We start from the raw sequence: 12,748 nt of genomic DNA on the forward strand, positions 1-12,748 counted from the left end.
GTATGGCGTCCACCTCTCGCGCTCCCATGCGCAAGGTTTCTCTGCGCAATCTCGCCGCCCACAAGGTGCGGCTCGCGCTGACCGTCCTTTCCGTCGTCCTCGGCACCGCCTTCGTCGCCGGGTCTTTCGTCTTCACCGACACACTCCAGAAGACCTTCGATTCGATTTTCGAGAACACCGCCCAGGGCGTCGACGTCCGGGTGTCGAGCGCCGAGGAGAACTCGCGCGGTATTCCACTGGCGGACGTGGACACGGTCCTCGCGGTCGACGGAGTCCGCAAGGTGGCGCCCTCGGTCAGCGGACAAATCGTGCTCATCGGCTCCGACGGTGCTGCCGTGCAGACCGGGGGAGCGCCGAGCGTCGGGGAGTCCTACCTGCCGCCCGGCCAGGCACTCGGTGAGGCCGACGAGTACCTCGAGGGCACTCCGCCGGCCGAGGTGGGCCAGATCGCGGTCAACGCGAGTGCCGCCGAACGCGCCGGTCTCACCGTCGGCGACACCACGAAGGTCCTGGTCCCTGCCCGCGGCATGGTGGACGTGACGGTGTCCGGCATCTATTCCACGGGCAACGACACCGGTGGCTTCCTCAGCGCCACGTTCGTGGACTCCCAGGCGCGTGAGCTGTTCACCGACGGAGAGCACGTCGAGTACCTCGATGTCGCCGGAACCGGTCTGTCGCAGACTGATCTGCGGGACCGGATCGCCGCGGCCCTCCCCGATGCCCAGGTGCAGACGGGCGACGAGGTGCGCGAGGAGACCAAGGCCGAAATCTCCGAGGCACTGAGTTTCGTCAACTATTTCCTATTGGCATTCGGTGCAATCGCCCTTCTGGTGGGCACCTTCATCATCTACAACACGTTCTCGATGATCGTCGCTCAGCGACTGCGCGAGCTGGCTCTGCTTCGTGCAATCGGAGCCAGCCGTCAGCAGGTCGGCCGGTCGGTTGTCTTCGAAGCACTCGTCGTGGGAGTAATCGGCAGTGCGATCGGAATCGCCGCCGGGATCGGCCTGGCGTACGGTCTGCGCACATTGCTCAACGCGTTCGACCTCGGCCTGCCCGAGGGACCGCTCCAGGTCGGACCACGGACGATCCTCGTCGCCCTGGTGATCGGTGTCGTCGTCACGACGGTCAGTGCGTACGCACCGGCCCGTCGAGCGGCCAAGGTTCCGCCCGTGGCGGCGATGCGTGAGGAATTCGCGTCCACCGGGGATTCGCTGCGGATCCGGACGATCGGCGGTGCGGTGCTCGGCGCGGTCGGTGTGGTGGGCCTCGTCGTCGGTTCGCGAGGGACGGGAGGCGGTGCGGCCGCAGTGGTGGGTATCGGTGCCCTGGGCCTGATCCTCGCCGTGCTGTTCGCCGCGCCTGCACTGTCCCGGCCGGTGGTCGGTGCACTGGGCGCCGTCCTCGCGAAACCGTTCGGGCCGATCGGCAGGCTCGCCCGCACCAACGCCGTCCGCAATCCCCGGCGCACGGCCGCCACCGCGTTCGCCCTCACGCTGGGACTGATGCTCGTTTCGGTGATCGGCGTATTCGGATCTTCGGCCAAAACGGGCGTCAATCAGCTCGTCGACGTGGGAGTGACCGCCGACTACATCCTCACCGGGCCCAACCAGATCGGTGTCCCGTCCGGCGCGGCGCGTGCCGTCCGGAACCTCGACAGCGTCCAGAGTGCCACCGCTCTGCACCCCGTGTCCGTCACGGTCGACGACGAAGCAGAGCAGGGCGCCTCACTCGAAGGTCCTATCGACGGGGTGCTCGACTACACCCTCGTCGAGGGCGCCGCCGACCTCACGGCCAATCACCTGCTGGTCTCCCAGACAGCGGCCACGGACAAGGGCTGGACCCTCGGTTCGACGGTTCCGATGAAGAGCGCCGACGGCAAGGTCGTCGACGCGGAGGTGGCGGGAGTGTTCGAGGACAACCAGCTGATCGGGGAGTGGGTGGTGTCCGACGACGTGTATCGCCAGGTGATGCCCGCCGCAACCCTGCCGGCCTTCACGGTGCTGATCGACGCGAAGCCGGGAACAGACCTGACGCAACTACGGTCCGACCTCGAGGCCGCGACCAAACAGTTCGTCGTGGTTCAGGTGCAGGACCGCGAGCAGTTCAAGGGAACACAGGGTGCACAGATCGACACCCTCCTCGCCATCCTCTACGGGCTGCTCGCCCTGGCCGTCGTGATCGCGATCCTGGGAATCATCAACACGCTCGCCCTGTCCGTGGTGGAACGACGCCGTGAGATCGGCATGCTCCGGGCCGTCGGAATGCAGCGTGCGCAGATGCGTCGCACCATCTATCTGGAGTCGATGCTCATCGCGGTGTTCGGTGCCGCAGTCGGGGTGTTGCTCGGAATCGCTTTCGGGTGGGGCTTCGTGAGCACGTTGAAGGATCAGGGGCTCGAGCAGGTGACGGTGCCGTGGGGGCAGGTCACCGCCATGCTCCTCGGATCCGGCGTGGTCGGGGTGCTGGCAGCGTTGTGGCCCGCGAGCCGGGCAGCACGCACCCGCCCGCTCGAGGCCATCGCCGACCTCTGACCCGTGAGCATTTGATATGACTGGTGCACGGAATGTGATGGCGATCATGTGGGTCGCGTCGGCAGATTGGGCGGTACGGGACAGTGCAGAAGATCGTCATCGTAGGAGCGGGTCTGGCAGGCCTGCGCACAGCTGAGGAACTCCGGCGGGCGGGCTACGCGGGTGACCTGGTACTTCTGGGCGGTGAGCCACACCTGCCCTACGACCGGCCGCCGCTGTCGAAGGAGGTGGTGCGCGGCGAGAAGAGCGACACCACGCTCAGGTCGCGGGAATTCTTCGACGAGAAGAACATCGAACTGCGGCTCGGTGTCGAGGCGGCCTCTCTCGATCCGGAATCCCGCATCCTGAGACTCGCGGACGGCGCCGAGGTGGCCTACGACGAACTGGTGATCGCCACCGGCCTCGTGCCACGCCGCATCCCCGGTCTACCGGAACTGGCCGGCATCCACGTTCTCCGTTCCATCGACGAGTGCCTCGCGCTGCGATCGGACATGGCCGATGCCCGGCGTGCGCTGATCGTGGGCGCCGGTTTCATCGGTTGCGAACTCGCGGCCAGCATGCGGGCCGGCGGGCTGGAGGTGGTGCTCGTGGAGCCGCAACCGACACCGCTCGCGTCGATCCTGGGCGAGAAGATCGGTGGCCTGGTGGCGCGACTGCACGTGGACGAGGGCGTCGATCTCCGGGCCGGGGTCGGCCTGCAGTCGTTGACCGGGACAGATCGGGTCACCGGGGCTGTGCTCGGTGACGGCAGCGAGGTGGCCGCCGACGTCGTCGCGATCGGGGTCGGCTCGGTGCCGGTCACCGGTTGGCTCGAGGGGTCCGGCGTCGAACTGGACAACGGCGTGGTCTGCGACGATGTCGGCCGGACGGCGGTTCCGCACGTGTGGGCCGTCGGCGACGTGGCCGCGTGGCAGCTGCAGGTGGGCGGCCGCAAGCGCGTCGAGCACTGGAGCAACGCCGGCGAGCAGGCCAAGCTTCTCGCCGGTGCGCTAACCGGGACGGGGAGTGGAAGTCCCGCGGCGCACGTGCCGTACTTCTGGAGCGACCAGTACGACCTCAAGATCCAGGCATTGGGCGCCGTGGCGGGCACCGACGTGGTGCACGTGGTCAAGGACGACGGACGTAAGTTCCTCGCGTACTACGAGCGTGACGGCATCCTGTCGGGAGTCGTCGGCGCCGGGATGGCAGGAGCGGTGATGAAAATGCGAGCCAAGATCGCCGCCGGTACGCCGATTGGTGAGGTTCTCGAGGCCGCGTCGGCGTAGGGCGGTTCGCGAGGACGCGATAGATTCGACCGGTGATTGTTGCGCTCATCGACTCGGGCCTGGGGATGCTGCCCACTGCGTTGTGGCTACGCACGAAGCGGCCGGAGCTGAACCTGATGCTCGCCCTCGATCCGGATGGAGCGCCGTGGGGCCCCAAACCGGAACAGTGGGTGATCGATCGGGTCCTCGAGACCGCGCAGTGCTGCCTCGACCGCGGTGCAGAGGTGATCGTGCTGCCGTGCAACACGGCGAGTGTCACCGCACTCGAGCACGTGCGGGAGTTGGTCGGACCGGGTGTCCCGGTGATCGGTACGGTACCGGCGATCAAGCCCGCGGCCGCTGCGTGTGACTCGGTTGCGATCTGGGCGACAGCGGCCACCACGTCGAGCCGGTACCAGGCCGATCTGATCGAGCGTTTCGGCAACGGAAGTTCCGTGGTGAGCATTGCCTGTCACGGGCTGGCCGAGGCCATCGACCGGGGCGAGCGCGAGGCGGCCACTGCAGCCATCGCTTCGGCCGCAGCACGCACCCCCGACGATGTGGGGGCGGTGGTGCTGGGATGCACGCACTACCCACTGGTGGCGGACGAGATCGCGGCAAGTCTCCCCGCGGGAGTGCACTTGTTCGACAGCGCGGAAGCGGTAGCGGCGCAGACCATTCGCCGCATCGATGCACTCGGTGAGGCGGGTGACGCTCGAGGTGCACTCCACGCTCGTACCGGCTCCGTCGAGGTCTACCTGAGTGGTCGACCCGGCAGCCTCCCCGAGAGCGCGCGTGCGTTTCCGGTCGGCCGACTGCTCACAGCGGGCGCGTCTCAGCCCAGCTGAACCATCCCGGCGGCCACCACGCGCGCCACATTGTCCAATTCGTCGCCGTACCTACGTGGTAGGTCGTCGAGGTCGTGGAGACGGTCATTGCCCGCCATCGAGAACATGGCAGCCACCCAGGCCGTTGCGCACGCACGCAACGTGCCCGGTTGCACCGGATACGGCGAACTCGCCTGCAGGAGCCGTTCGGTGATATCTCTGAGGTAATCGCGGAACCGCCGCAGATGAGCGCGAACATCCGGGTGGGTCTCGGCCTCGCGCCAGATGATCACCCGCATCACCGACGAGTGGTGGTCGCGCAGATTCAACGCGGTATCGAGGTTCACCAGGCTCGCCGCCGGATCACCAGGACTCACGAGGGGACTGACGTCACGAAACGGTTCGGTGGGCAGCCGCTCGGACAGCAACGCCAGGAGGATGTCGGTCTTGGCCGGGAAATAGTAGAACACCAAGCCTTTCGGGACGTGGGCGGCCGAGGCGATGGAGGCGGTGGATGTGGCGTCGAATCCGTGTGTCGCAATGAGGGATTCGGCGGCGTCGAGGATCAGCTCCCGGGCATCGCCATCGATCTTCGCGCTACGCCGTCGCCGTCCTTTGCGGGGTGGGGGAACGCCGGGTATTCCGAGATGAGGTGCGTGCATGAGCCTTTTCCGGACGTGAACGGCGGGGCGAAGGCCGGGGCGGCGATGACTATCGCCGGATCCACGTTCCTTCGCCCCGCTCGAATCGGTGTTCTCGGTATGCGGCACGGATCAGTGATGGGTGGCAAGCCCTCCGTGTCCGTGCATCCGGGAACTCATCACCGGCATTGCTGTGACAGCCACGACTACCGCGAGCACGCCGACCACCCACGCGGTCCACGACGCTCCCCGGAGTCCGTCGAAGTTCATCACCCAGGGGGAGAGGAACAGCAGAACACCGAAGATGCCCATGGCGTATTCGGCCATCGTGAAATCCGGACGGAACATATGGACCAGACCGGACAGCGCGATGAGAGCGCCCAGCACGATCAGGGACCACCGGGCGGCATTATTCGTGTCGAGCCACAGCGGCGAGAGCGCCGCGAAGACTCCGATCACGATGGCCGCTAGATCTTGCATGCGACTCCACGACTTCATGTCCAGCCTCCTCGGAACGGATTGTGTCCACCTCGAGTACACGCCTGATTGACCGCCCGATCAATATCTGCGTCGTTGCAGTCCAGTAACGTCAGCCGCTGGTCAAAGCCATTTCGTAACCATTCTCGAGGATGTCGGTGGCGTGTGGGACAGTGCGCTGGTGACCTCCACTGCGCGCGACGTGATCCAGGCACTCGCTGAACTGGCAGACGAGAAAGTCGCTGTGGGATCTGCGCGCTTTTTCAAGACCGGACCGGGTGAATACGGGGAGGGCGACGTATTCATCGGTGTGCGGGTTCCGGCTACCCGGGGGGTGGTGCGCCGGCACCGCGATCTCGAGCCGCCCGAGGTCGAGACCCTGCTCGACAGCCCCGTGCACGAGCACCGTCTGGCCGGCCTGCTGATTCTGGTGTACCAGTGCACGGCTGCAGCCCGCGTCGGCGAGGACGCCGTGGTCGAGAAGGTGGCCCGCTTCTACCTCGACCTCGTGTTACGCGGACGCGTCAACAATTGGGACCTCGTCGATTCCTCCGCCGACCACATCCTCGGCACCTGGCTTGTCGAGAAACCACGGGACCTGATATTCCGGCTCGCGGCGGATGACGACCTGTGGCGACGACGCGTGGCTCTACTCAGCACCTTTGCGTTCATCCGGCGAGGGGACGCGTCGACCACGCTGGAGGTGGCGCAGCAGGTGCTCGGTGACCGACGGGATCTGACCCAGAAGGCGACGGGATGGATGCTGCGGGAGGTGGGGAAGCGGGTCGACCGCGCTCTGCTCACCGATTTTCTCGACCGCAACGCCGCCGTGATGGGCCGGACCGCGCTCAGCTATGCCTGCGAGCACCTGACGGCCGAAGAGCGAGCCGCCTACCGGGCGCAGCGCTGACCGTGCCGCACGCGATACCGCTACATTCGGTGGCATGACCCTCGCCGATCCCCCTCGTCGCCGCCGACGTACGGGGCCGATCCTCGTCGGCGTCCTTGCCCTCGCCGCCGTGCTGGCAGTCGGGGTGTGGTGGTGGGCGCCGACGCGCTACCTGCCCTGGGACACCGCAGACTTCCCTGCCGTGGACAGGTCCGCGTTGTCGCCGCAGCAGGCGACGATCATCGACCTGCTCGAAACCGAACACAGCGGGCAGCGACCGGGCACCTTCTACTCCGAGGGAGTGGAGGAACCCTGGTGTGCCGACTTCGTCAGCTGGATCATGCGAGAGTCCGGTCGGCCCCTGTCGAACCCCAATTCGGGACATTGGCGCATTCCTGGGGTGTACACGCTGCAGGAGTACTACGAATCGCAGTCCCGGTTCGAGGAGGTCGGTAGCGGATACCGGCCCTCGGTCGGCGACGTGGTGCTCTACGACAACACCAGTTGGGTCGGTCAGCACACCAACTTCGTCGTCGCGGTGGACGGTGACACCGCAACGACGGTGGGAGGCAACGAGTTCGGTCGGGTGCGCGTGCACACCGTCGACTGGTCGAGCGACTCCGCAGTGGTCGGATTCGGCCGGCTGGAGTGAGGGTCGCGGCCGACGGGTCTCAGAATTCGATCTTCAGATGGTCCGTGACGGGCCGGGCCTGGCAGCCGAGGATGTAGCCGCTCTCGATGTCTTCCGGGTCGAGGATCTCGCTGTTCTCCATCTCGACCTCACCTTCGAGTACCGTGCAGGCACACGATCCGCACTCGCCCTCCTGGCAGGAATAGGGCACGTCGATACCTTTGGCGAGCATGATTTCCACCAGCGTCTGCTTGCGGGGCCAGCTGAGATTGTGCACCTCCCCGTCGAGTTCGACCTCCACGGTGGCGGCGTCGGCTGCTTCGTCGTCGGTGACCTCGACGACATCGGCATCGCGGAAGGGGTCACCGGCGAGTGAGTTGAACACCTCGGCGTGCACCTGGGTGCGCGGCATCCCGGCGTCGGCAAGTGCCTTGTGGATGGTGTCCATGAACGGAGTCGGTCCGCACATGAACGCCTCGTGCCCGACGTAGGGTGCGACAGCGGAGGCGAGCTGATCGACGCAGGGGAGGCCCTGGACGGTCTCGAGCCAGTGGATCGACACGAGGCGGCTCGGGTACCGGCCGGCGAGTTCCCGCAACTCTTCGGCGAAGATGACGGACTTCTCGTCCCGGTTGGCGTAGAAGAGTACGACCTTGCCGGACCCTTCCGTGAGGGCGGCCTTGAGTATCGAGATCACCGGCGTGATGCCGCTGCCTGCGGCAAACAGCAGGAAGTCGTGGTCGAGTGACTTCGGGGTGAACACACCCGACGGCGGCAGCACCTCGAGGGTGTCACCGACGGCGACGTGGTCGCAGAGCCAGTTGGACCCGTACCCGTCGGAGGTGCGCTTGACCGTCACCTTGGGTGCGTCGTCGCTGAACGGTGAGCTGGCCAGCGAGTAGCACCGCGCGACCGAGCCGGTGCGGTCACTGGGTATGCGCAGGGTGAGGAATTGACCGGGTTTGTAGGCGAACTTGGCCGCGAGGTCGGCGGGGACGTCGAAGACCAGCGACCGGGAGTCGGACGTTTCCTCGACCACTTCGGACACCGTGAGCACCGCTGATCGTGAGCTGTGCGGCACCTCGACAGTCGTCATCGCGTGTGTAGTCCTCTCCATGATTCGCAGCGTCGAAACGCCCCTGCATCTGCCTCAAATATAGAACAGGTTCTAGTTTTTGCCTAGCGGGTCGCTCCAGCGTAACGAGCGCCGTCCTGGCCGGTTCGGCCCGTGCCCACCTGGCCGATCGGAGAGTTCGTGCGCCGCAGTCGGACGGTTCGGGCCCGCAGGTCTGTGACGAGTGCCCGAAGTGAGTCACAGTGAATCTCAGCTGAGACGCCGATCACACCGGCAGACGGTTTTCCTTCCACCGGCAGCTCAGTTTCGACACCGACAACTTCGAGGAGACGGCCATGGCCATCGAGCTCAACCAGATCTGGGACTTCCCCATCAAGGAGTTCCACCCCTTCCCGCGGGCACTGATGGGAGTGGGCGCGCACGACATCATCGGAGTGGAGGCGAAGAACCTCGGGTTCAAGAGGACGCTGCTCATGACCACCGGTCTGCGCGGTTCGGGAATCATCGAGGAACTGGTCGGCAAGATCGAGTACCAGGGCGTCGAGGTGGTGCTGTACGACAAGGTGGAGTCGAATCCCAAGGACTACAACGTGATGGAGGCCGCGGCCCTCTATCAGAAGGAGAAGTGCGACTCGATCATCTCGGTCGGAGGTGGCTCCAGCCACGACGCGGCCAAGGGTGCTCGAGTGGTGGTCGCGCACGACGGGCGCAACATCAACGAGTTCGAGGGATTCGCGAAGTCCACCAACAAGGAGAACCCGCCGCACATCGCCGTCTCCACCACTGCCGGTACCGGTTCGGAAACCTCGTGGGCGTACGTCATCACCGACACGTCCGACATGAACAACCCGCACAAGTGGGTCGGCTTCGACGAGGCGACCATCGTGACGCTGGCGATCGACGACCCGCTGCTGTACTACACCTGCCCCCAGCACTTCACGGCCTACTGCGGATTCGACGTACTCGCCCACGGCAGTGAGCCTTACGTGTCCCGTCTCGATTTCGCACCGTCTCTGGGCAACGCGCTCTACTCCGTCGAGCTGGTGGCGAAGAACCTGCGGGAGGCGGTGTTCGAGCCGCGCAATCTGAAGGCCCGTGAGGGAATGATGAACGCGCAGTACATCGCCGGGCAGGCATTCAACTCCGGTGGTCTCGGCATCGTGCACTCCATCTCGCACGCGGTCAGTGCGTTCTTCGACAGCCACCACGGTTTGAACAACGCGATCGCGCTTCCCCGTGTGTGGGAGTACAACCTTCCCTCGCGGTACGAGCGCTACGCGCAGTTGGCAGGGGCGTTGGGTGTCGACACCCGGAACCTCACCACGGTGCAGGCCGCGGACGCCGCCGTCGAGGCCGCGATCCGGCTGGCCAAGGACGTCGGTATCCCCGACAACTTCGGGCAGGTCCGCACCGACTCGTACGAGAAGAACCAGATGAACACCAAGAAGTACGAGGGCCGCGGCGACACCATCCGGGGCGACGAGAAGACCATCCGCGCCATCTCCGAGCACATCCAGGGTGACTGGTGCACGCCCGGAAATCCCCGTGAGGTGACGGTCGAGTCGATGCTTCCCGTCGTCGACCACGCGATCAACAGCGCGTACTAGCTCCACCGAACTCGCGTCCGGGGCGGGCGTGTCCCAGCCTTTGCCCCGTGTCTCAGCCTGGCCCCGCCCCGGACGCGTTCCCACGACCGACACTGCTGACGAAGGACGGAAGCCGCACCATGACCGCACCGCACACCGCTCCATCCCTGGCGGATGTCCGCTTCGCCGATGGAATCGAACTGAAAGCAGCCCTGCGTGAAGTCGACTACATCGCCGACGACGAGTTCTCGGTCGTCGTACACCTGGCGACCGCGCTCGACCGGCCTCTCCTCCTCGAGGGCCCCGCCGGTGTCGGGAAGACGGAGCTGGCGAAGTCCCTGGCGGAGGCCGCGGGCCGCAGGCTCGTCCGGTTGCAGTGCTACGAAGGTCTCGACGACAACCGTGCACTGTACGAGTGGGATTACGCCAAACAACTACTGCACGTGCAGATGCTGCGCGACCGGCTCAGTGAGCAGGTGGCCGCGTTCGACGATGTCGCCGACGCGTCGAGGTTTCTGGCGGCGCAGGATTTCGGTCTGTACTCGGAAGCATTCCTGTCGGTACGGCCCCTACTCGAGGCGATCCTGTCGCCGGAACCTGTGGTGCTGCTCGTCGACGAGGTGGACCGCACCGAGGAATCGATGGAAGCGCTGCTGCTCGAAGTTCTCGCCGAGGGACAGGTCACCATTCCCGAGATCGGCACGTTCACCGCCCGCTCGGCGCCGTGGGTCATCCTGACCTCCAACGACACTCGCGAGCTCTCGCCCGCCCTGAAACGGCGCTGCCTCCACTACCACCTCGACTACCCGACCCCCGAACGTGAGCGGGACATCGTGACCGCCCGTGCGCCCGAGGTGGAATCGGCAGTCGCGGCGGATGTCGTCGAACTGGCGCGGACTCTGCGCGCACTACCGTTACGCAAGAGCCCGTCCATCGCCGAGGTCATCGACGCCGCCCGCGCCGCGGTGGTGCTGAAGGCGACCGGCGTTGCGGTCACTTCGCAGTCGGCGATCCGCGACATCCTCCTCGCCGCGCTGCTCAAGTACACCAGCGATGTCGATCTTGCTCGCGGCCGACTCGACGGCGTGGCGAGCCCGCCCCCCGCGCCGGCGCCGGAGGCGGGGGCAGACAGTAGAGAGCGGGTCACCGTCGCATCCCGTCCGGCCAACACGACCACAGCGGTGTTCCGCGGACACGGCGGCCGCGACCGCGGTGGCATCGGTGTCGGCAACGGCCGTCCTGCGAGGCGATGACGATGTCCGCGGTCCGAGGCGCGCCGACGCCCGAGTCGCAGCTCCTCGATGTGCTGGCGGCGTCGTTCGGCGCACTGCTGCGCCGGTACGGAGTGGCAGCGTCTGCGGCGGAGGTGATCGACGTCCGTCGCGTGCTGGGGCTCGTCGGCGCACGGCAGCCGGACACCACGCGGGCCGCGCTGCGCGCGGTGTGCGCCAAGTACCGTTACGAGCAGTCAGGATTCGACCGGGCCTTCGACGTGTTCTTCGGTGCTGTCGCCGCGGCCGCCCCCGATCTCCGCGCACCGTCCCGAACCGAGTTCGCGGAGGGGCTTCCCACTGCCCTCGAGGTTGCCGACAACGTCGATACGGCCCGCTATGCCGAATACAACGAGCGCGCCGCGGAAGTCGGCGACCACTTCGATACGCCGGAGGCCGAGAAGGGTTTCAATCCTCACAAGGATGACGACGATGTCAGCATGACGTCGAGCGATGCCGAACTGTCCGTCGACTCCGAGGCCGATTCGGGCCGACGCGGCGTCACCTACACCGTCGATGTCTCGCGGGCGGCGAGTACTGCCGTCGGTGACCTGGCGACGTCGACGAGCGGCGCCGTCGTGGGATCGCTGTCCTGGGACGATCCGGCGTCGATTCTCGCGTGGCTCGACGCCTACGACCCCAGCGCGGTGTACTCGGACTCCGGTGTCGACGAGCCGCTGACCGCTGCCCAGTTGAATCGTCTGGCAGAAGCAGTCGAGGCGTTCGTCGGAGCGCTGGCCGACGCCCGGGACGCCGCCGGGCAGACCGCTCCGGATGTTCCGATGGCGGACGGCCAAGGATCGGCCGTCTCACGCGCCGAGGTCAATCAGGCATGCCACGAGATCCTTCGGCGGATGCGTGGCCCCGCGCGTCTCCGTCCGAGGGAGCTGACCGCGGGACGGCTGGACATGCGGCGCACGGTCCGTGCGAGCCTGCGGACCGAGGGCGTGCCCTTCCGCTTGATGGTGAAGGCGCCGCGTCCTGACCGGGTACGTGTGCTCGTTCTCGCCGACGTCTCGCTGTCCGTCCGACCGGTCACGGCCTTCACCCTGAGGTTGGCGCAGGCGATGCACCGCCGCGCGAGCCGATGCCGAGTCCTGGCATTCGTGGACAGGCCCGTCGATGTCACGGACACACTCCTCGCGGGCGGAGACGACGACGCACTCGCTGCCGTGCTCGCCGATCCCCGCATCGATCTCGAGGCGAGCAGCGACTACGGCCGGGTGTTCTCCGAGGTCCTCACCGCGTTCGGCAACGAGGTTCACTCGCGCACCTCGGTGCTCGTAGTGGGTGACGGAAGGGGCAACGGATTGCCACCGGGCCTGGACGAGTTCGCCGCTCTGCGGAGGAAGGTGCACCGCCTCGCGTGGATTACGCCGGAGCCCGAGCGGTACTGGGATCAGGCGTCGTGCGCGATGCCTGAGTACGCCGAAGTCTGCGACCGAGTGGTAGTCGCGCGGGACGCGGTCCAGCTGTTGGCCCGCGCCGCCGAACTGGGTCACGCGTTGCGATGAACGGCCCCCGCCGAGTGTGCTTCCGATACCGTGGCTGGGGATATCCTGAGGGCACGTCA

The 12,748-nt window shown here is 66.6% G+C and carries 11 protein-coding genes; 8 read left to right on the forward strand and 3 right to left on the reverse strand.

Features of this window, described 5'->3' with window-relative positions; genetic code table 11:
• The first annotated feature begins 2 nt into the window (after positions 1-2).
• The 3 genes from JQT59_RS17230 to JQT59_RS17240 all read left to right on the forward strand — a co-directional run bounded on the left by JQT59_RS17230 (position 3) and on the right by JQT59_RS17240 (position 4,626).
• A complete protein-coding gene (locus JQT59_RS17230) occupies positions 3-2,534 on the forward strand; it encodes an ABC transporter permease (protein WP_213577109.1) in 2,532 nt (843 codons plus the stop codon).
• An 83-nt stretch (positions 2,535-2,617) separates the two neighbouring features.
• Positions 2,618-3,799: an NAD(P)/FAD-dependent oxidoreductase gene (locus JQT59_RS17235; RefSeq protein WP_213577110.1), complete on the forward strand. Its 1,182-nt coding sequence runs from the start codon at positions 2,618-2,620 to the stop codon at positions 3,797-3,799.
• A 32-nt stretch (positions 3,800-3,831) separates the two neighbouring features.
• Positions 3,832-4,626, forward strand: coding sequence for a glutamate racemase (locus JQT59_RS17240; protein WP_213577111.1), 795 nt, complete (start codon positions 3,832-3,834; stop codon positions 4,624-4,626).
• On the opposite strand, the gene JQT59_RS17245 is transcribed toward JQT59_RS17240, so the two are convergent.
• Together JQT59_RS17245 and JQT59_RS17250 are read right to left on the reverse strand one after the other, a co-directional pair.
• Complete coding sequence (locus JQT59_RS17245) at positions 4,614-5,267, reverse strand: TetR/AcrR family transcriptional regulator (protein ID WP_208961152.1); 654 nt, start codon at positions 5,265-5,267, stop codon at positions 4,614-4,616. The genes JQT59_RS17240 and JQT59_RS17245 overlap by 13 nt on opposite strands.
• Positions 5,268-5,378: 111 nt before the next feature.
• Positions 5,379-5,744: an SPW repeat domain-containing protein gene (locus JQT59_RS17250; RefSeq protein WP_213577112.1), complete on the reverse strand. Its 366-nt coding sequence runs from the start codon at positions 5,742-5,744 to the stop codon at positions 5,379-5,381.
• 157 nt (positions 5,745-5,901) lie between these two features.
• Here JQT59_RS17250 and JQT59_RS17255 point away from each other — a divergent pair, with 157 nt between their 5' ends.
• Positions 5,902-6,633 carry a DNA alkylation repair protein gene (locus JQT59_RS17255; RefSeq protein ID WP_213577814.1) on the forward strand — a complete coding sequence of 244 codons (732 nt, stop codon included), beginning with the start codon at positions 5,902-5,904 and terminating at the stop codon, positions 6,631-6,633.
• Positions 6,634-6,667: 34 nt separating this feature from the next.
• Complete coding sequence (locus tag JQT59_RS17260) at positions 6,668-7,264, forward strand: CHAP domain-containing protein (protein ID WP_213577113.1); 597 nt, start codon at positions 6,668-6,670, stop codon at positions 7,262-7,264.
• Positions 7,265-7,283: 19 nt separating this feature from the next.
• Here JQT59_RS17260 and JQT59_RS17265 read toward each other — a convergent pair whose 3' ends face one another.
• Positions 7,284-8,339, reverse strand: coding sequence for a ferredoxin--NADP reductase (locus JQT59_RS17265; RefSeq protein ID WP_213577114.1), 1,056 nt, complete (start codon positions 8,337-8,339; stop codon positions 7,284-7,286).
• A 314-nt stretch (positions 8,340-8,653) separates the two neighbouring features.
• On the opposite strand from JQT59_RS17265, the gene mdo reads away from it, so the two are divergent.
• The 3 genes from mdo to madC all read left to right on the forward strand — a co-directional run bounded on the left by mdo (position 8,654) and on the right by madC (position 12,689).
• Entirely contained in the window at positions 8,654-9,925 is a 1,272-nt protein-coding gene (gene mdo, locus JQT59_RS17270) for an NDMA-dependent methanol dehydrogenase (RefSeq protein WP_213577115.1), read from the forward strand.
• 119 nt (positions 9,926-10,044) lie between these two features.
• Positions 10,045-11,157: a MadB family AAA-type ATPase gene (locus tag JQT59_RS17275; RefSeq protein ID WP_213577116.1), complete on the forward strand. Its 1,113-nt coding sequence runs from the start codon at positions 10,045-10,047 to the stop codon at positions 11,155-11,157.
• Between the two features lie 2 nt (positions 11,158-11,159).
• On the forward strand, positions 11,160-12,689 hold the full coding sequence (madC, locus tag JQT59_RS17280) for a MadC family VWA domain-containing protein (protein ID WP_213577117.1): 1,530 nt from the start codon (positions 11,160-11,162) through the stop codon (positions 12,687-12,689).
• Positions 12,690-12,748: the final 59 nt, after the last annotated feature.

This window comes from Rhodococcus sp. USK13, from assembly GCF_018343855.1.
In the GTDB taxonomy this organism is placed as follows: domain Bacteria; phylum Actinomycetota; class Actinomycetes; order Mycobacteriales; family Mycobacteriaceae; genus Rhodococcus_F; species Rhodococcus_F oxybenzonivorans.

Bases quoted from the DNA above. Each gene is read 5' to 3' on its own strand.
- JQT59_RS17230 (WP_213577109.1), top strand. From the start codon at position 3: ATGGCGTCCACCTCTCGCGCTCCCATGCGCAAGGTTTCTCTGCGCAAT.
- JQT59_RS17245 (WP_208961152.1), bottom strand. From the start codon at position 5,267: ATGCACGCACCTCATCTCGGAATACCCGGCGTTCCCCCACCCCGCAAA.
- JQT59_RS17250 (WP_213577112.1), bottom strand. From the start codon at position 5,744: ATGAAGTCGTGGAGTCGCATGCAAGATCTAGCGGCCATCGTGATCGGA.
- JQT59_RS17260 (WP_213577113.1), top strand. From the start codon at position 6,668: ATGACCCTCGCCGATCCCCCTCGTCGCCGCCGACGTACGGGGCCGATC.
- JQT59_RS17265 (WP_213577114.1), bottom strand. From the start codon at position 8,339: ATGACGACTGTCGAGGTGCCGCACAGCTCACGATCAGCGGTGCTCACG.
- mdo (WP_213577115.1), top strand. From the start codon at position 8,654: ATGGCCATCGAGCTCAACCAGATCTGGGACTTCCCCATCAAGGAGTTC.
- JQT59_RS17275 (WP_213577116.1), top strand. From the start codon at position 10,045: ATGACCGCACCGCACACCGCTCCATCCCTGGCGGATGTCCGCTTCGCC.
- madC (WP_213577117.1), top strand. From the start codon at position 11,160: ATGTCCGCGGTCCGAGGCGCGCCGACGCCCGAGTCGCAGCTCCTCGAT.